The 17,708-nt window shown below is 55.3% G+C and carries 19 protein-coding genes; 11 read left to right on the top strand and 8 right to left on the bottom strand.

All coding sequences use genetic code 11. From position 1 onward, the window contains the following. Positions 1-23: 23 nt before the first annotated feature. A complete protein-coding gene (argS, locus tag QSK07_RS03415; RefSeq protein WP_285720446.1) occupies positions 24-1,754 on the bottom strand; it encodes an arginine--tRNA ligase in 1,731 nt (576 codons plus the stop codon). Between the two features lie 209 nt (positions 1,755-1,963). Then, a complete protein-coding gene (locus QSK07_RS03420) occupies positions 1,964-2,086 on the bottom strand; it encodes a hypothetical protein (RefSeq protein WP_009089698.1) in 123 nt (40 codons plus the stop codon). A gap of 311 nt (positions 2,087-2,397) precedes the next feature. Between QSK07_RS03420 and QSK07_RS03425 the strand changes: the two genes are divergently transcribed. Further along, positions 2,398-2,961 carry a VOC family protein gene (locus tag QSK07_RS03425; RefSeq protein ID WP_098050265.1) on the top strand — a complete coding sequence of 188 codons (564 nt, stop codon included), beginning with the start codon at positions 2,398-2,400 and terminating at the stop codon, positions 2,959-2,961. Here the strand turns inward: QSK07_RS03425 and QSK07_RS03430 are convergent. After that, entirely contained in the window at positions 2,958-4,103 is a 1,146-nt protein-coding gene (locus tag QSK07_RS03430; RefSeq protein ID WP_285720447.1) for a MalY/PatB family protein, read from the bottom strand. The two genes, QSK07_RS03425 and QSK07_RS03430, sit on opposite strands and share 4 nt — an antisense overlap. Positions 4,104-4,188: 85 nt before the next feature. Here QSK07_RS03430 and cutC point away from each other — a divergent pair, with 85 nt between their 5' ends. The 9 genes from cutC (at position 4,189) to QSK07_RS03475 (ending at position 12,600) form a co-directional block, all read left to right on the top strand. After that, positions 4,189-4,941: a copper homeostasis protein CutC gene (gene cutC / locus QSK07_RS03435; protein ID WP_285720448.1), complete on the top strand. Its 753-nt coding sequence runs from the start codon at positions 4,189-4,191 to the stop codon at positions 4,939-4,941. Between the two features lie 276 nt (positions 4,942-5,217). Next, entirely contained in the window at positions 5,218-6,075 is an 858-nt protein-coding gene (locus QSK07_RS03440) for a MurR/RpiR family transcriptional regulator (RefSeq protein ID WP_098050268.1), read from the top strand. A 128-nt stretch (positions 6,076-6,203) separates the two neighbouring features. Beyond that, positions 6,204-7,532 carry an aspartate aminotransferase family protein gene (locus QSK07_RS03445; RefSeq protein ID WP_285720449.1) on the top strand — a complete coding sequence of 443 codons (1,329 nt, stop codon included), beginning with the start codon at positions 6,204-6,206 and terminating at the stop codon, positions 7,530-7,532. Next, entirely contained in the window at positions 7,529-8,083 is a 555-nt protein-coding gene (locus QSK07_RS03450; RefSeq protein ID WP_285720450.1) for a carboxymuconolactone decarboxylase family protein, read from the top strand. Before QSK07_RS03445 ends, QSK07_RS03450 begins: the two co-directional genes overlap by 4 nt. A gap of 128 nt (positions 8,084-8,211) precedes the next feature. Further along, on the top strand, positions 8,212-8,964 hold the full coding sequence (glnH, locus tag QSK07_RS03455; RefSeq protein ID WP_285720451.1) for a glutamine ABC transporter substrate-binding protein GlnH: 753 nt from the start codon (positions 8,212-8,214) through the stop codon (positions 8,962-8,964). A gap of 51 nt (positions 8,965-9,015) precedes the next feature. After that, a complete protein-coding gene (glnP, locus tag QSK07_RS03460) occupies positions 9,016-9,672 on the top strand; it encodes a glutamine ABC transporter permease GlnP (RefSeq protein ID WP_285720452.1) in 657 nt (218 codons plus the stop codon). 2 nt (positions 9,673-9,674) lie between these two features. Next, on the top strand, positions 9,675-10,397 hold the full coding sequence (gene glnQ, locus QSK07_RS03465; RefSeq protein WP_285720605.1) for a glutamine ABC transporter ATP-binding protein GlnQ: 723 nt from the start codon (positions 9,675-9,677) through the stop codon (positions 10,395-10,397). A gap of 20 nt (positions 10,398-10,417) precedes the next feature. Continuing rightward, positions 10,418-11,440, top strand: coding sequence for a C45 family autoproteolytic acyltransferase/hydrolase (locus QSK07_RS03470; RefSeq protein ID WP_285720453.1), 1,023 nt, complete (start codon positions 10,418-10,420; stop codon positions 11,438-11,440). Positions 11,441-11,751: 311 nt separating this feature from the next. Next, positions 11,752-12,600 (top strand): hypothetical protein, encoded by an 849-nt coding sequence (locus QSK07_RS03475; RefSeq protein WP_098050273.1) that lies wholly within the window; start codon positions 11,752-11,754, stop codon positions 12,598-12,600. Between the two features lie 30 nt (positions 12,601-12,630). On the opposite strand, the gene QSK07_RS03480 is transcribed toward QSK07_RS03475, so the two are convergent. Beyond that, positions 12,631-13,728 (bottom strand): glycerol dehydrogenase, encoded by a 1,098-nt coding sequence (locus QSK07_RS03480; protein ID WP_285720454.1) that lies wholly within the window; start codon positions 13,726-13,728, stop codon positions 12,631-12,633. 144 nt (positions 13,729-13,872) lie between these two features. Here QSK07_RS03480 and QSK07_RS03485 point away from each other — a divergent pair, with 144 nt between their 5' ends. Then, positions 13,873-14,496 carry a LysE family translocator gene (locus QSK07_RS03485; protein WP_285720455.1) on the top strand — a complete coding sequence of 208 codons (624 nt, stop codon included), beginning with the start codon at positions 13,873-13,875 and terminating at the stop codon, positions 14,494-14,496. A 4-nt stretch (positions 14,497-14,500) separates the two neighbouring features. Here the strand turns inward: QSK07_RS03485 and cmoB are convergent, their stop codons facing one another. The 4 genes from cmoB to QSK07_RS03505 form a co-directional block, all read right to left on the bottom strand. Next, a complete protein-coding gene (cmoB, locus tag QSK07_RS03490) occupies positions 14,501-15,469 on the bottom strand; it encodes a tRNA 5-methoxyuridine(34)/uridine 5-oxyacetic acid(34) synthase CmoB (protein ID WP_285720456.1) in 969 nt (322 codons plus the stop codon). Further along, the gene (gene cmoA / locus QSK07_RS03495) at positions 15,466-16,194 is read right to left on the bottom strand and encodes a carboxy-S-adenosyl-L-methionine synthase CmoA (RefSeq protein WP_033732927.1); all 729 of its coding nucleotides are present in this window, start codon (positions 16,192-16,194) and stop codon (positions 15,466-15,468) included. The genes cmoB and cmoA overlap by 4 nt, the downstream gene beginning before the upstream one ends. Before the next feature lie 81 nt (positions 16,195-16,275). After that, the gene (locus QSK07_RS03500) at positions 16,276-16,671 is read right to left on the bottom strand and encodes an MAPEG family protein (RefSeq protein WP_013358179.1); all 396 of its coding nucleotides are present in this window, start codon (positions 16,669-16,671) and stop codon (positions 16,276-16,278) included. Between the two features lie 69 nt (positions 16,672-16,740). Then, complete coding sequence (locus QSK07_RS03505; protein WP_285720457.1) at positions 16,741-17,562, bottom strand: DUF72 domain-containing protein; 822 nt, start codon at positions 17,560-17,562, stop codon at positions 16,741-16,743. Positions 17,563-17,708 lie beyond the last annotated feature (146 nt).

A 17,708-nucleotide genomic window follows, 5' to 3' on the forward strand; every position in this document is an offset into this window, starting at 1 on the left:
GATTTCCCTCTCCGTTGCTGCGATTACATGCGCTCGACGGTGTCGATACCGAGCGTATCCAGACCCTGCTTCAGCGTCTTCGCGGTCAGCGCGGCCAGCTGCAGTCGGCTCAGACGCGTCGCGTCTGATTCTGCGCTGAGAATCGGGCAATGCTCGTAGAATCCGGAGAACAAACCAGCCAGATCGTAGAGATACGCACACATAACGTGTGGCGTACCGTCGCGAGCCACCTGCGTGATAACCTCTTCGAACTGCAGCAGGCGGGTTGCCAGCTGTGCTTCACGCTCTTCGCTAATCACAATCTCTGCATCCAGAGAATCGGCATCAATGCCTGCCTTGCGGAATACGGAGAGTACGCGGGTGTAGGCGTATTGCATGTAAGGCGCCGTGTTGCCTTCAAACGCCAGCATGTTGTCCCAGTCGAAGATGTAGTCGGTGGTGCGGCTTTTTGACAGGTCCGCGTATTTTACCGCGCTGATCCCCATCACTTCCGCCAGCGCTTTGACTTCCGCTTCGCTCATCTCCGGGTTCTTCTCACGCACCAGCGTGTAGGCACGCTGCCAGGCTTCGTCCAGCAGATCGGAGAGCTTGATAGTGCCGCCGCTGCGGGTTTTGAACGGACGGCCATCTTTGCCCAGCATCATGCCAAACGCATGGTGCTCAAGCGGCACAGACTCCGGCACATAACCCGCTTTACGCACGATGGTCCAGGCCTGAACCAGATGCTGATGCTGACGGGAGTCGATGTAATAGAGCACACGATCGGCTTTCAGCGTTTCGTAACGGTATTTCGCACAGGCGATGTCAGTCGTGGTATAGAGGTAGCCGCCATCCTTTTTCTGGATGATGACGCCCATCGGCTCACCTTCTTTATTCTGGAATTCATCCAGGAACACCACGGTTGCGCCTTCACTTTCAACAGCCAGACCTTTCTGTTTCAGATCGGCAACAATGCCAGGCAGCATATCGTTATAAAGGCTTTCACCCATCACATCATTGCGTGTCAGCGTAACGTTCATGCGGTCATAGATTTTCTGGTTCTGACTCATGGTGATGTCGACCAGCTTCTTCCACATCTGGCGGCAGTACTCATCACCGCCCTGTAATTTCACCACGTAACCGCGCGCACGCTCGGCAAACTCAGGATCTTCATCGTAGGTGCGCTTGGCTTCACGGTAGAAGCTTTCGAGATCGGCCAGCGCCATCTCAGCGTGATTCTCATTCTGCTGTTTTTCCAGGAACGCAATCAGCATGCCGAACTGCGTACCCCAGTCGCCAACGTGGTTCGCCCGGATCACCTTGTGGCCCAGAAACTCCAGCGTGCGCACTGCCGCATCACCAATGATGGTGGAGCGGATGTGACCCACGTGCATCTCTTTCGCAACGTTGGGCGCAGAGTAGTCGACCACAATGGTCTGGGGTTCGGCCAGTTGCACACCAAGACGCGGCAGACTCAGTGCTTCGCGTGCATGCTTTGCCAGCCAGTTGTGGTCGAGGAAGATATTGATGAAGCCCGGTCCGGCAATTTCAACTTTGCTGGCGATGCCGGTCAGGTCGAGGTGCTGAATCACCGCTTCCGCTAATTGTCGCGGTGCCTGTCCCAGCTTTTTCGCCACGGCCATAATGCCGTTGGCCTGATAGTCTCCAAACTGAACCCGGGCAGACTGGCGAACCTGCGGTTCGCAATCGGCGGGTGCGCCGGCTAAAACCATTGCCTGACTGACTTTTGCGGAAAGAAGTGCCTGAATATTCACCGAGTTACCTTCATGTGCTGAACAACGCCCGGACGAAAAGCCGGGCTGTCATCATCTTGCCTGAGCGCATCGCGTAACGGAAAGACAGAAACGGATGGGGCAGACAAAACGGAAAAAAATGAGGGGAAAAGTATACGTGAAATGTGGGTGGGCGTCAGCAGTTGGATGAAGCGGGGAAACAGAGCTGAAGAAGATGTTTCCCGGAGGCGTTAACGACGTCGCAGATGACGGCGTGGGTTCTTTACGCTTTTATCTTCGCGCACCTTCCAATGGCGGGAAATTGCAAACCCCATCAGTGCGATCAGGACAGCGACAACGATGAGCATAGACATAGAGCCATTCCTTTTGGTTGTGTTAGGTCAAATTTATAGGAAGGCGTGGGAGGCTGCAATTGTTTGCACTTCAAATAAGAGTTATCTTATTGTATTAAAGAAGTTGATTTAAATCAATGTCTTAGACTACTTTCATCAAGGAACTAATGGTCCTAAACAGAAGATAAATCCGAAATGAAAGATGTTATTATACGGTTTTGCGTTAAATTCCGGTCCAAATAAGATGAATCTTACCATTTTGTGACGCCGGACACGCGGCGCACAATGAACCAGACTGATTATAAGTGCTAAACAAATAGAGAGGAATTCCGGTGGCTGAGCGATCTTTTCCTGCAGAATTGGATGATTTAAAGACAGATTTGGGACGTTTTGAAGAATCGTTGCAAATTTTTGCGCAGAGACTGGGTTTGCGCCTTAACGATCTGGATGTGGACCATATTGCGGTGCGTTGTCATCAGGACACGACGGCAATGCGCTGGCAGCAAGGCCTGCAGCAGATTGGTACTGAGTTTTCGGCAGCGATGATCAACGGACGACAGATTTGCCTGTTTAAACTACATGATCCGCTGCTGGTGGCGGGCAGGCAGGTTGATGTGATTGAGCTGCCATGGCCGGGTGAAAAGCGTTATCGCCATGAAGGCTGGGAACATATTGAGGTGGTGTTGCGCGGCGATCATCAGACACTGGGCATGCGCGCGATGGCATTGCTCTCCGATGACGCGCTCACTCAGCCGGGTATTTCATTTAAAACCAGTTCACCCCAGGGCGAGAATGAGCGTCTGCCCAATCCGACCCTGGCGGTAACGGACGGGCAGACGACAATCAAGTTTCATCCATGGCGACTGGAAGAGATTGTCGCCAGCGAGCAGAACTAGATACGGGCGGCTACTGCGCGCTTCAGGCGCGCAACGGCCTCATCCAGCAGCGCACGCGTGCAGCCGAAATTGAGCCGGACAAACTGGTCATTGCCAAACTCACGACCGGCCGATAAACCCAGTCCGTGCTTCTCAAAATAGAGTGCAGGGCTGGCCACGCCCAGCGCACTGGCGTCGATCCAGGCCAGGTAGGTCGCTTCCGGCACGGCGACGGACAGGCCGGTCATTTTATTGACCTGTGACACCAGCCAGTCACGGTTACTGCGCAGGTAGGTATTCTGCGCCTGCAGCCAGGGTTCACCTTCGCGCCACGCCGCTGCCGCAGCGGTGAGCGCCAGAATATCCACATCCGGCACAATCCCGCGTCGCATCCGGTTAAAGCGCGAACGCAGTTCGGCATTGGGGATAATGGCGATGGACGCACCCAGACCGGCAATATTAAAGCTCTTAGAGGGTGACATCAGCGTGACGCTGCGCTGGGCGGCATCTTCACTCAGCGACGCAAACGGAATGTGTTCAGCACCCGGCTCCAGCAGCAGATCACTGTGGATCTCGTCGGAACAGACAATCAGATCGTGCTTCTGCGCAAATTCCAGCTGTGCCTGCAGTTCGTCGCGGCGATAAACGGTGCCGCCCGGATTCTGCGGATTGCACAGCATAAACAGTCGCTCTTTGCCGATGAGCTGATCTTCAGCCGCACCCATATCCAGTACCCAGCGCCCCTGTTGCAGCGTCAGCGGCAGACTGAGCTGACCCCGTTCTGCCAATTTTGCTGAACCGCGAAACGGCGGATAGATGGGCATGGGAGCAATCGTCAGCTCGTCCGGTGCGGTAAATGCACGCACGGCGAGATTCAGTCCGCAAACCACGCCAGGCAACACTACAATCCATTCAGGATTAACGTGCCACTGATAGCGTGAGGCGAGCCACGCTATCGCACTGTCAATAAACTCAACCGGCGTATCGCCATAACCAAATATCCCATGCGCGGCGCGGGTCCTGATTGCCTCGATGACGCAGTCAGGCGATCGGAAATCCGTATCGGCCACCCACAACGGCAGAATGTCCTGGTCCGCATATTTGTTCCATTTAAGGCTATCGCTGTGACGACGGTCTATCCGTTGGTCGAAATTGAATGCCATAGTTAACTTTCCCGGTAAACTCATTCCAGCAGCCAGACTAACTGATGAATCTGCCTTGAACCAGAGTCATGTAAAGGAGAAGAGAATGACCACACTGGAAATTTGCTGCTATGGCGTGGATTGCGCCGTGACCGCACAACAGGCGGGCGCTGATCGGGTTGAACTTTGTGCCGCACCGCGTGAAGGTGGCCTGACGCCGTCGACGGGGATGCTGAATGCCGCCCGTCGCGAGGTTTCGATTCCGGTTCATCCTATTGTCCGGCCACGGGGTGGCGATTTTTGTTATACCGCACGTGAATTCGAGGCGATGAAATCGGATGTGGCGTTAATCCGTGAACTCGGTTTTCCCGGTCTGGTGATTGGGATGCTGGATGAGGACGCCCATATTCATCAGGGCCAGATGCGACAGATTATGGCGTTGTGTGACGGTCTGGCGGTAACCTTCCATCGCGCCTTCGATCTCTGCCACAGCCCTAAGCGCGCACTGGAAGCGTTAACGGATTTGGGGGTGGCGCGCATTCTGACATCCGGTCAGCAGCAGAACGCTGAAAACGGAATTGCATTACTTCGGGAACTAAATGAGACCAGCATCGGTCCTATTATTATGGCGGGTGCGGGCGTGCGTCTCAGCAACCTGCAAAAGTTTCTCGACATGGGGATTGATGAAGTCCACAGCTCGGCCAGCCGCCTGATGGCGTCACCGATGCGTTACCGCAAAGCGGGTGTCTCTATGTGTTCAGAAGCCGAAACCGACGAGTTCAGCCGCTACTGTGTAGACGGCGATGTGGTTGAGGCGATGAAAAGCGTGATGCAGATGAGCACCGTTCGGGTTGCCTGAACCACAACAGATTTTGCCGCGCAGCACGCCGATCATTGACGTGGTGTTTGCAAGTACCAAACCCCAGTATGCTTGCTGGGGTTCTTTTTGTGTAAAACCAGCTGATTCCCGATTCCCTTTCTCATCCACCTCTCACGACGCTACCAATCCCTGACATGACATAAACGTTTCTCCTGCTGGCGGCGCGACCTGTAGCCGGGCGTGAACCTCCGACAGTGGAGTCTGGATCCTAAATGTGATTAGATGCCAGCATCTGCCAGCCGATGAAGTGCCGCTATGAATCCCAGGGAAAATATTGTCAGCCAGTTCAGTGCGTTGTCGCCTGAGTTACAACGCGCTGCCAGGTTCTCACTCCAGAATACGAATCAGCTTGTGGTGCAATCCATGCGTGCTTTTGCCTCAGAAGCGGGGGTGAAGCCTGCCACGCTGCTGCGCCTGGCAAAGCGCCTGGGCTATGAGGGCTGGGGTGAATTTAAAGACGCGTTTATTGACGATATGGGTCTGCGCGATGATACCTACGTATCCAAAGCTGAAAAGCTGATCGCTAAACCGACACAACCTCAGCTCTACGAAGAGGTCTTTCAGGCGCATCAGGCTAACCTTGCGGCAACGCAACATGAGAATCATCAGAAGATGGATCAGGCCGTCACCCTGCTGGATGCGGCGGAAAACGTCTATATCTGTGGATTTCGTGCCAGTTTTCCCATCGCCTGGTCACTGTTCTATATCTATCGGTTATTTAACCGCCAGGTTTCACTGATTGATGGTCTGGCGAGCAATATCGAAGTCTTTACCCGCGAACTGACGGCGCAGGACGCGATTCTGCTGACCAGTTTTGCCCCTTATTCACGCGAATCGCTGATGGTGTTACAGGCTGCCCGGCAGGCAGGCGCGAAAATCGTCGCGATTACAGATTCGCCGGTTTCCCCTCTGGCGCAGGCCGCCGACTGTACCTTGCTCTTCTCGGTAGAGAGTCCCTCTTTCTTTCCTTCTGTGGTTTCCGGTATGGGGCTGGCCGAATGTCTGCTGGCGATGCTGGTCGCCCGTCATGGCCGCGAGGCGGTCAGCAAAATCCAGAATGCCGAACGCTACCTGATTGATTCAGGTGCCTATGTCGTGCCTGTTAAGCCCTGAAAGAAGATCCATTTGTATCCGTCATAAGAAAATAGAATGCATATGTATCATTCCTGCATTGACGTGATCCAAATGGATCCGGCAAGATGCGCTGAGTTATCGCAGCGTACTCAGGAGCAGGACCCAGCATGAGCCATATCATTCACCGCAGTCTGCGCAGCACGCCCGCCGTGGCAACCGGCGCACAAGGCGCGTACATCTTTGATTCACAGGGAAAACAGTATCTGGATGCCTGCGGAGGCGCTGCGGTTTCCTGTTTAGGTCACGCGCATCCTGACGTGCTGGCTGCGATGCATCGTCAGATCGACCAGCTCGCCTATGCACATACCGGTTTTTTTACCAGCGACACGGTTGAACAACTCGCGGAACATCTGACCCGCCATGCGCCTGGCGATCTCAATTATGCCTATTTCGTTTCGGGTGGTTCTGAGGCCGTAGAAACGGCGCTGAAGCTGGCCCGGCAATATTTCGTTGAAATCGGTCAGCCGTCCCGTACTCGTTTTATTGCCCGCCAGCAGAGTTACCACGGTAATACGCTGGGTGCGCTAGCGGTGGGGGGCAACGAATGGCGTCGTCGTCAGTTTGCCCCGCTGTTAATCGACGTGATCCGTGTTTCTGCCTGTAATGAATATCGCGACCGCCGTGCTGATGAAACTCAGCAGCAATATACGCAGCGCCTGCTGAATGAGCTGGAGCAGGCAATTATCGATGCCGGCCCGGAGACGATCATCGGTTTTTGCGCAGAGACAGTCGTGGGCGCGACCACCGGCGCAACGCCGCCTACACCGGGTTACTTCAAAGGCGTGCGCGCCCTGTGTGATAAGTACGGCCTGCTCTATATCGCGGATGAAGTGATGTGCGGCATGGGACGTACCGGAACGCTTTACGCGTTTGAACAGGATGAGGTGGTGCCAGATCTGGTGACCATCGCCAAAGGGCTGGGGGGTGGCTATCAGCCGATCGGTGCAGTACTGTCGAGCGAAAAAATTGTCTTCGCTCTGCAGACGGGCAGCGGACTGTTCCAGCATGGTCATACCTATATCTGCCATGCCACGGCGGCGTCGGCCGCTCTGGCGGTGCAGCAGGTCATTGAACGCGATAAGTTATTAGACGCTGTGAAACGGCAGGGGGATTACCTGCAACGTGCGCTACGCGATCGGCTGGGCGAGATGCCACAGGTCGGTGACACCCGCGGGCGCGGTCTGTTCGCCGGGGTTGAACTGGTCCGTGATAAAGCCAGCAAAACGCCGTTCGATCCGGCGCTTAAACTGCACGCCAGAATTAAAGCTAATTGTATGGCGCGTGGTCTGATGGTTTATCCGATGGGCGGAACGATTGACGGGCAGTATGGCGATCACATTCTGATTGCGCCACCCTTTATCATCACGACAGCGCAGCTTGATTTTGTGGTGGAGACACTCGAGCAGGTGATTCGTGAAGAGACGGCCAGCTTATGATTAACCGTCTGCCGCCGCTGGCGCATCACGAATGGGACGATCAGCAGCGTCCGCTCGCAGAAGAGATCATTAACGGGCCACGCGGCGCGCTGCTGCCACCCTTTGAGCCGTTGTTACGCAGCCCTGAGCTGATGGCGCACGCGCAGCGCATGGGGGAATATCTCCGGTATCGCAGTGCGCTGGGACAGCGTTTATCAGAGCTGGCCATTCTGATGACCGCCCGTCACTGGTCCCAGCCGGTAGAATGGGCAATCCATGCGCCGATCGCGCGCGAGAAGGGCATTTCTGCGGCAGCCGTGCAGGCGATAAATGAAAAGCGCCCGCCGGAAGACCTCGAACCCGATGAGTGGGTGATTTATCACTTCTGCCAGCAGCTGCACCAGCAGCAGAAAGTCAGCGATACGACCTGGCAGCAGGCCATCGATTTATGGGGTGAGAAGGGCGTGGTGGATTTAATTGGCATTAACGGCTATTACAGTTTTCTTTCAATGATCATGAACGGCGCACAGACGCCGGTACCCGACACGCAGGATCATATTATTCCTGAGTAAGTCATCGTTTAATCCGGGCGCAGCCTGATACGCCCTGCATTTCAAATAAATTCTGTTCAGCCATTCCGGCGATAACCTCGCCGGATGATATTCACTGTACGCTATTTCACTGACGCCGGGGGTTACATATGTCTGGATTATTCTCTAAATTAAAAGTCTCATTGGTATTAGTTGCCTGCTCAGCCAGTTTTATTGCTGCTGCTCAGGATAAACTAATGGTAGGTGTGGATACCGCATTTGTGCCCTTTGAATTTAAACAGGGCGATAAGTATGTAGGCTTCGATATTGACTTATGGAATGCTATCGCTAAAAAGATGAACGTCAGCTATGAATTACGCCCGATGGATTTTGGTGGCTTAATTCCAGGGCTGCAGTCCCGTAATCTGGATGTCGCGATGGCCGGTATTACGATTACCGATGCGCGGAAACAGGTCGTTGATTTTAGCGACGGATATTATAATGCGGATTTACTGATGGCGGTAAAAAGCAGTGATACCGCGATCAAAAAATTCAGCGATTTAGCCGGTAAGAAAGTGGGCCTGAAACAGGGCACCGCGGCGGCCAGCTTTATGAAGAGCAAATATAAAGCCGACTATGTTGAGTTTCCTAACATCGATAATGCCTATCTTGATTTGCAGGCGGGTAATCTTGACGCGGTAGTGCATGATTCGCCGAACGTGCTCTATTACGTGAAAACGGCGGGAAATGGCAAAGTGAAATCCACGGGTGAGACAGATAGCATTCTGCCGCAACAGTACGGTTTCGCGATGCAGAAGAACAGCAGCCTGACGCCGAAAGTTAACGCTGCATTGCAGGCGCTGCGTGTGGATGGCACCTACGACAAAATCTATGTGAAGTGGTTTGCGAAACAGCCGAAATAATCCAGCCAGGTCGGCACTGTCCGACCTCATTTCGCCTTAATGGATCGAACTATGAATTTTGACAGTAAATATATCTGGGAATCCCTGCCGCTATTATTGCAGGGTTTGCAGCTGACGCTGATTATTTCGTTATCGGGTTTGATGGGCGGTTTCGTGATCGGTCTGCTGGCCGGAACCTGTCGCGCATTAGGTGGGCGAATATCTAAAACGCTGTCGCTGATTTTCGTTGAGTTAATTCGCGGCACGCCAATTATGGTGCAGGTGATGTTTATCTACTTTGCCCTGCCGATGGTTATTCCGATTCGCATTGATCCCATCACGGCGGCGATTGTGACCATTGTGATTAATTCCGGTGCCTATATCGCCGAGATTACGCGCGGTGCGATCCTCTCTATTAATAAAGGATTTAAAGAGGCGAGTCTCGCTATGGGATTATCGCAGCGCAGTACCCTGTGGCACGTGATTATGCCGCTGGCGCTGCGGCGTATGATTCCCGCGCTGGGCAACCAGTGGATCATCAGTATTAAAGATACGTCGCTGTTTATTGTTATCGGTGTCGCGGAGTTAACCCGTCAGGGACAGGAGATCATTGCCGGTAATTTCCGCGCACTGGAGGTCTGGACCGCCGTCGCGATGATTTATCTGCTGGTGACGCTCTGTCTGAGTTTCCTGCTGAAGCAACTGGAAAAAAGGATCCACATTCTATGAGCATGGTTGAATTTAGCGCGGTGTCGAAAAACTTCGGCGCGACACAGGTTCTGCACGATATCAATCTGAAGATAGAGGCAGGCGAAGTGGTGGTGATCATCGGGCCGTCGGGATCGGGTAAGTCAACGCTGCTGCGCTGTATTAACAAGCTGGAGGAAATATCCTCCGGAACGCTGCTGGTGGCGGGCAAGCACATCACGGATCCGCATGCGAATGAATGCGATATCCGCCGCGAGGCGGGTATGGTGTTCCAGCAGTTTCACCTGTTTCCTCACCTGACCGCGCTGGAAAATGTGATGTTTGGCCCTGTCCGCGTGCGCAGGCAGAGCAAACCCTCGGCCCGCGAACAGGCGCTGGCCTTGCTGGACAGGGTCGGCCTGCGTGAACGCGCCAGCCATTACCCCGCAGAACTCTCGGGTGGACAGCAGCAGCGTGTGGCGATTGCGCGCGCGCTGGCGGTAAAACCCAAAATGATGCTGTTTGATGAACCCACCTCTGCGCTGGATCCTGAACTGCGTCATGAAGTGCTGAAAGTGATGCGCTCGCTCGCCGAAGAGGGCATGACGATGGTGATTGTGACTCACGAGATTGGTTTTGCCCGTGATGTCGCCTCAAGACTCATCTTTATTGATGGGGGGACCATTGCTGAAAATGGCTCACCTGATAAGCTGCTTAACGACAGCACGAATCCGCGCCTTAAAGAATTCCTGCAACACGTCTCCTGAAAGAAGTGAATGACAGCACAATGAAAAAAATTGCAATCAGTGGTTCGGCGTTTGAAATCGGTCAGCAGCTCGGCGAATTTGGTCGGGAGGCGTGGCATCAGAAACTGACGCACATCGCGCTGTGGCAAACCGTCACCGCCATGAAAAACACCGAACAGAGTCAGCGCATGCGCGCGCTGGTTCAGGCTGACTTCCCGCAAATCTGGCTTGAGCTGGAAGGGCTGGCCAGCGGTTTGCAGGCACCCATTGACGACGTGTTTGCATGGAACTGCCGGGGCGATCTTGTGCGTTCTACCTCGGACGGCTGCACCACGGTGGCCGGGCAACGCCGCGATGGGGCGTTGGTCATTGCGCACAATGAAGATGGTTTTCCGCAGCTGCGGGGTGACTGTGCAGTGGTTCGTGTGCTGCCGGCGCAGGGCATTGGGTTCACCAGCTTTGCCTATCCGGGCTCGATTTGCGGCCATACGTTTGCCGTCAATGACCGTGGGGTGGTGAACACGGTGAATAACATTCGTGCCGTGCATCGTCCGGCTGGCCTGCCGCGCCAGATTCTGGCGCGTGCAACGTTGAATGCAGCCACGCTCGATGAGGCGATTGCGCTACTGACGACCTCGCCGCGCGCAGGCGCTTTTCATCATACGCTGGGGCAGCGGGGCGATAGCCGACTGTTCAGCATTGAAGCGACCGGTACAGGTTGTTCCGTCACGCAGCTGTCCGGCCTCTTTGCGCATGCTAACCATCTGATTCATCCGCAGCTCTCTGCAATAGAGCAGGTCATTACCGACAGCTCTGCTTCACGCCAGCAGCGTCTGGATGTGTGGCAACAGGAGCATACTGAGCTGGATGGGACGACTGCCAAAGCGATCCTCTCCGACCAGCACGATGAACTGTTGCCCATCTACCGGCTCTCTCCGCAGGATCCCGACGAAGAGAATACGCTGGCAACGGCCATTTTCACCCTGAATGCCAGTCAGGTGGAATGGCAGGTATTCACTCAGGATCGCGGACAGGCCGTTTTGCAGGATGTGGTGAGTGAATAAATAACCCAGACCTGGCGAGAGGATCGCCGGAGGAAAACGTTATAAACCCGCTCAGGCGGGTTTTTTATCGCCAGCGGATGAACGGCTATCCGCCGCGTCTGCTTCCTGTTGCCGGCTGTCAGCCTTCACGTACAGGCGTTTTTAATGGTCATCCAGGACTTTTAGCAAAAGCCACAACACAATCTGCACGTTATCCGTTACGCTGCCACAGCCGATGTCTGTGATGAGAGGTTGAGTAAAATCGTCCCGGATTTCCGCTGCTCATTCCCACAGCGTTTACACTGAAAGCAACGTCGCCTGGAATTTACCCTATGAAACGCAATCAGATTCTTACTTTAAGCCTGATACTGACTGTGCTGTGCAGCGGCAATGCTGCGGCCAGCGCATGCCGCGCTGACAACGCCGCCGTGGTCAACAGCAACACCCTGATTTTGCTGGGCGGCAATGCGAAAGGCGCAGTGAAGCAGGTGATTGCAGGTGAATTTGGTAAAGATGTGAATTCGCAAAAGCGGGTGCTGGGTCAGTTTGACGCCTGTGGCGATCTGACGGTGGCTGACGTCAGCTACGACAAAAGTGAACGCAACGTGATCCTCAGCATGGAGCAACACATCGCCAGGGTTCAGGGCGGCTGGGTGGCGGAATATGCGTATCTGGTCAAAGTGCTGAAAGAGGGCAAAGAAGTCGTTGTTGATAACCGGCAGGGAACGATTAACTGGCAGAAAGGCGAGCATGGCAACATTACCAGCGCCTCCGACAGATTTACCAGCATGGGTAAAATCGGCTTTACCGACACTACCTATCGCTACGATGGCCAGCTACGGCTGGAGAAGAGTGTGGCACGAGGCAGCGATCCGCTGACTAACGGCGAGTTCCATTACCACTGGAATCCAAAAGGTCTGGTGACGCTCACCACCTCCGCCCGGGGAACTGACGAATACACCTACGACCCCCAATGGCGTGAAGTGCGGCTCAACGGCACGGCGAACACACCGCTGAGCACCATCCGATCGGTTGATGAGTGTCAGTCCTGGGATGAGGTCGGCAACTGTACCCTGAGCTATCTGCATGAAACCGAAATCTTCACGCGTGGCACCATCGAGCGCCATCTCAGTTCCGCCTATAAATATGAGTACTGGGACCAGCCTGCGGCAGAAGAGTAACAGGCGATCGAATGATCGCCTGTTGGCGGCTTATTTCACCGTCTGGCTAAAGGCATCCAGCGCCAGCAGGGCATTGGCGATATCCTCAGGTGACAGATGAGGGTTAAGGTTTTTTAGCGTATCGCCCTCACCGTTTGCCAGTGCGCCGACTTTCACCAGATTTTCCCAGCTTTCATTTTCCAGATGCATTTCACGCAGCGTGGTCGGCATATTGATGCTGCGATAGAAACGGATATAGCGCGCAATTTCTTCATCCGGCCGCTGCTCCAGCACCATCTGCGTCAGCGTGCCATAGGCGACTTTCTCGCCGTGGGTCAGATGGTGGATATCGCCATCGATGGCGGTAAAACCATTATGAATGGCGTGGGCGGCTGCCAGCCCGCCATTTTCAAAGCCCAGCCCTGAGAGCAGCGTGTTTGCCTCTACCACGGCTTCCACTGCGGGCGTGACCCGTTTTTCGGTAACGGCGATATAGGCGCTGTACCCCCACTTAAGCAGTGTTTCTTCGCAGGCGCGGGCAATCGCCATTCCGGCAAGGGTCGGATCGCCGCTGACCATGGATTTAGCATGGGACCGCGCCACTGCCTGCGCTTCAACCCAGGTGGCCAGGCCATCGGCAATGCCGGAGGCAAAGAGCCGTGCAGGCGCACTGGCGCAGACTGCGGTATCCACCAGCACCAGATCGGGATTTTTGCTGTAGAAGCGATAGCTCTCAAATACACCGCTGTCAGAGTAGATTACTGACAGCGCGCTACAGGGAGCATCGGTGGAGGCAATGGTTGGCACAATAGCCACCGGCTGTTTAAGTTCGTCCGCCACCGCCTTAACCGTGTCCAGCGTTTTGCCGCCGCCCAGCCCGACAACCACGTTACAGCCCTGACTCTTCGCCAGCGCACTGAGACGGGTGATCTCATTACTTGAGGCTTCGCCGTTAAACTGCTGCCAGCTGAATTTCACCCCGGCGGACTGCAGCGTCTGTTGCGTCCGTTCGCCAATCAGTTTCCAGACAACCTCATCTGCCACGAGAAAAGCCTGATCGCCCAGCTCAGTCAGGTATGTTCCCAGTTCATCCAGCACACCGGCGCCCTGCACATATTTACGGGGTGATGAAAAAATAAATTTACTCATAATCACATCTCCTTAATATGAATGTTACGACCCGATCCAGCCTGGCACAATCCGCTCAGCGTGGCAGGCGATCCCGCACATGACCGCGCTATAGGCTGTTAAGCTGCCTGAACACTCCTTGCTGAGAGATAACGGAGAATCATCATGAGCGCCTCGCTCTTTTCATTTCTGTTTGCGATAACCATTCTGACACTCACACCTGGATTTGATACCGCGCTGGTGCTGCGAACCGCCATTGCGCAGGGCTGGCAGCGCGCCTGGGCGACAGCCTTTGGCGTGACGCTGGGGTGTCTGCTCTGGGGCTTCGCCGTTGGGCTGGGGCTGGGCGCGCTGCTGATGGCCTCTGAGATCGCCTATAACCTGCTGAAGTGGATCGGTGCCGGCTGGCTGCTCTATCTGGGCATAAAGCTGCTGCTTAAACCGCGTCAGCAATCCGTGGAGACAGCTGAACAGCCTGGACAACAGCAGGGCTATCTGGCCTGCTTCAGTCGGGGATTAATGGGCAATCTGCTGAATCCGAAAATTGGCGTGTTTTACGTCACTTTTCTGCCACAGTTTATCCCGGCGGGGGCGTCGGTGGCGCTCTGGTGTACGCTGATGGCACTGGCACATATGCTGCTGGGGCTGATCTGGAATGCGGTACTGATTGGCGGCAGCCACTATTTCGCCGGACATCTGCGAAAGCCGAAGGTGCTGAAGGGGATGGATCGCCTGACCGGCTGCGTCTTTATTGGATTTGCGGCGAAACTGGCGTTGTCTCGCCGCTAGGGCATTAAGGTTTGGTGGCGACCAGCACGGCGCGCAGGGGAGCCGGATAGCCTTCAACCGTTTTGCTGGGGTCCTCGAGGTCGAGGAACTCAGCGAGGGATTCGCTGGTCATCCAGTCGGTGCGGCGCTGCTCTTCAGTGGTGGTCAGCGCAAAATCGACAATCCGCACATCGATAAACCCGCTTTTCTCCAGCCAGCTTTTCAGTGCTTCCGCTGAAGGAATGAAGAACACGTTGCGCATCTGGGCATAGCGTTCACCGGGCACCAGCACCTGATTGACATCGCCCTCAATCACCAGCGTTTCCAGCACCAGCTCGCCTCCGCTCACCAGCTGATTTTTCAGCTGTAACAGGTGATCCAGCGGGGAGCGACGGTGATAGAGCACACCCATCGAAAATACGGTATCAAACGCCTGTAACGCCGGTAGCTGCTCAATGCCCAGCGGCAGCATATGCGCCCGACGATCGTCGTTCAGCAGCTTACGCACTGCTTCGAACTGCACCAGGAACAGCTGCATTGGGTCGATGCCGACGACCATGTGTGCGCCCGCGCCAATCATCCGCCACATGTGGTAACCGCTGCCACAGCCCACATCCAGCACCGTCCGGCCTGCGAGCGGGGAGATGTGCGGCAGCACGCGTTCCCACTTCCAGTCAGATCGCCACTCAGTGTTGATGTGGGTGCCGTAAAGGAAGTAGGGACCTTTGCGCCACGGCATCAGGTTACGCAGTAGTTTCTCAATTCCCTGACGATGGCGGTCGCTGATGTCATCGCGATCGGCGGTGACGCTGTGCAGCAGATCCAGCTTTTGCGGTTCCAGCAGCGGCAGATACTCCAGCGACTTGTACCAGTCACGAAAGTGCCCGTGCAGGTTTTCGCGCTGCCATTCGCTGATTTGCGCCGGTAATACTTCCAGCCACTTCGCCAGCGGGCCCACTGCAATTTGCTGATAAAAACGGCCAAAGTCGATCATTTCAACGCCACCAGAGATCCAAAATTAAAGCACTGGAACCAGAGTTCGGCGTGCGAGAACCCGGCCTGTTTCAGACGGGCTTTGTGCGCTTCAACGCTGTCAGTTAGCATCACATTTTCCAGCATGCTGCGTTTCTGGCTGATTTCCAGTTCGCTGTAGCCGTTGGCGCGCTTGAAGTCGTGATGCATGTTGAATAACAGTTCACCGACCTCGGCATCTTCAAAGCTGAACTTCTCCGACAGCACCAGCGCGCCGCCCGGTTTGAGTCCCTGCCAGATCTTTTCCAGCAGCGCCAGGCGTGCAGGCGGCTCCAGAAACTGCAGCGTGAAATTGAGCACCACCAGCGAGGCGTCTTCAATCTCAATGTCGCGGATATCCGCTTCCAGCACCGTGACCGGCGTGTCAGCGCGAAACGCATCAAGATGCCGGCGACAGCGCTCCACCATCGCCGGGGAGTTATCCACCGCGATGATCTGGCAACCCGGCACATGAATATTGCGGCGGACCGAGAGGGTGGCCGCGCCCAGCGAGCAGCCCAGGTCATAGACCCTGCTATCCGGGGTAACAAAACGTTCTGCCAGCATGCCAATCATCGAAATGATGTTGGAGTAGCCCGGCACCGAGCGCTGAATCATGTCAGGAAAGACTTCAGCTACACGCTCGTCAAAAGTCCAGTCGCCCAGTTTTGCAATGGGCGCTGAGAAGAGTTGATCGCGGTCAGACATATCGAAAATCCGAAGAGACGACGGAAAGGGCGCTATTCTCGCAGAAAGTGGGGCGGGCTGCACCCCTAAACCCAGGCTGGCTTAATGAAGCGTCAGGACCAGTTCCCACGGCATATAGATCAGGTTGAAAATCACCATGCCGCACAGGGAAAACAGCGTCAGGAGCATGCCATATTTGCGGCCTGCCATGGCGCTGCTGCGTAATCCCCATGCGTGCAGAAGGCGGCTGATAAAGAATAGCAGCCCGGTGAGATGCACCATCCAGATATCGGCGCCGTTCATCTCCATCATCACCAGCAGGAACAGCGCCAGCGGAATGGTTTCGATGGCATTGCCATGAATGCGGATCGCCATTTTCAGGTCGTGATAGCCGCCATCACCATACGCCACCCGGTAGAACCGGCGGTAACGTACCACGTCCAGCGTGAATTTCATTACCAGCAATGCCCCTATCACCACATATAACGCGCTAACCATAGCCACTCCAGCGACTGTCCATAATGGTTCTATTCTAACGGGCGTGCAGCCCGCTGTCCTGTCACGCAATCAAAACAGTGATGTCTGTTGCGGCCAGTCCGGTCCATTGCCAATAGCCGGATCGATCGCCTGCAACTGCGGCCACAGTGCCTGCACCAGCGGAAAAACCTGGCCCATATCGGGGGTGTGCAGAAACAGCATGGCGTCGCCCTGTTGCTGCCACTCAGCCAGCTTGGGACGCCAGATCTGAAACAGCGGCACGCTCTCGTCCACGCTGTCGCTGCCGATAAAGCGCACCATCGGCTGCGAGCCGGTTCGCAGAGCATGAGGCGGTACTTTTGGCTTCTGCGAACGCGCGACCAGCGCCGCCGGGCTCTGCGAGGTGGAGGCGTGAACCGGACGGCTGTCGAGCATCACACGATTGATGCCGCGCTCAAGCAGGCCCCGATTCAGTGATCTTTCTGCCTCGCCCTTGGCGAAGAAAGCCGGATGACGCACTTCAACGCCGTAGTGAAAGCGGCGCGGCAGACTATCCAGAAAACGCCACAGGTCGTTGAGCTGTGCCGGGGAGAAGCTGGCGGGCAGCTGCAGCCAGTACTGACCGATGCGGTCGGCCAGCGGTTCCATCAGGCGCAGAAAATCGGTCAGCAGGTCATCGCTATGCTGCAGCGCCGCCTGATGGCTGATGGTATTGGGAAATTTAAAGCAGAAGCGAAATGCATCGTGGGTCATGTCGCGCCAGCGCATCACCGTTTCCGCATTCGGCAGCGCGTAGAGGGTGGTATTTCCCTCAACGCAGTGGAAGTAGCGGGCATAGTCCGCCAGGCTTTCGATACCCCAGCGTTTCCAGTGTGAATGCTGCCACTGGGGCAGGCCAATACGAAGTGTCACGCGCGCTCCTGGCTGCAGGTTAAGAGATTGCATTATCCGCTATGGTCGGGCTAAGGGGCAAATGCACACAGGAAATCGGCGCTTTGGCGCTGATCTGCTTATCCTGTCTGGCTTTTTCCATTATAATGGCCGCCATTTTTGCGACA

It is taken from the genome of Pantoea sp. QMID4, from assembly GCF_030270445.1.
Classification (GTDB): Bacteria; Pseudomonadota; Gammaproteobacteria; order Enterobacterales; family Enterobacteriaceae; genus Pantoea; species Pantoea vagans.

Coding starts and splice junctions, on each gene's coding strand:
- QSK07_RS03420 (WP_009089698.1), bottom strand. CDS start 2,086: ATGTCTATGCTCATCGTTGTCGCTGTCCTGATCGCACTGATGGGGTTT.
- QSK07_RS03440 (WP_098050268.1), top strand. CDS start 5,218: ATGAATCCCAGGGAAAATATTGTCAGCCAGTTCAGTGCGTTGTCGCCT.
- cutC (WP_285720448.1), top strand. CDS start 4,189: ATGACCACACTGGAAATTTGCTGCTATGGCGTGGATTGCGCCGTGACC.
- QSK07_RS03450 (WP_285720450.1), top strand. CDS start 7,529: ATGATTAACCGTCTGCCGCCGCTGGCGCATCACGAATGGGACGATCAG.
- QSK07_RS03430 (WP_285720447.1), bottom strand. CDS start 4,103: ATGGCATTCAATTTCGACCAACGGATAGACCGTCGTCACAGCGATAGC.
- cmoA (WP_033732927.1), bottom strand. CDS start 16,194: ATGTCTGACCGCGATCAACTCTTCTCAGCGCCCATTGCAAAACTGGGC.
- glnQ (WP_285720605.1), top strand. CDS start 9,675: ATGGTTGAATTTAGCGCGGTGTCGAAAAACTTCGGCGCGACACAGGTT.
- cmoB (WP_285720456.1), bottom strand. CDS start 15,469: ATGATCGACTTTGGCCGTTTTTATCAGCAAATTGCAGTGGGCCCGCTG.
- QSK07_RS03485 (WP_285720455.1), top strand. CDS start 13,873: ATGAGCGCCTCGCTCTTTTCATTTCTGTTTGCGATAACCATTCTGACA.
- glnP (WP_285720452.1), top strand. CDS start 9,016: ATGAATTTTGACAGTAAATATATCTGGGAATCCCTGCCGCTATTATTG.
- QSK07_RS03500 (WP_013358179.1), bottom strand. CDS start 16,671: ATGGTTAGCGCGTTATATGTGGTGATAGGGGCATTGCTGGTAATGAAA.
- glnH (WP_285720451.1), top strand. CDS start 8,212: ATGTCTGGATTATTCTCTAAATTAAAAGTCTCATTGGTATTAGTTGCC.
- QSK07_RS03480 (WP_285720454.1), bottom strand. CDS start 13,728: ATGAGTAAATTTATTTTTTCATCACCCCGTAAATATGTGCAGGGCGCC.
- QSK07_RS03475 (WP_098050273.1), top strand. CDS start 11,752: ATGAAACGCAATCAGATTCTTACTTTAAGCCTGATACTGACTGTGCTG.
- QSK07_RS03470 (WP_285720453.1), top strand. CDS start 10,418: ATGAAAAAAATTGCAATCAGTGGTTCGGCGTTTGAAATCGGTCAGCAG.
- QSK07_RS03445 (WP_285720449.1), top strand. CDS start 6,204: ATGAGCCATATCATTCACCGCAGTCTGCGCAGCACGCCCGCCGTGGCA.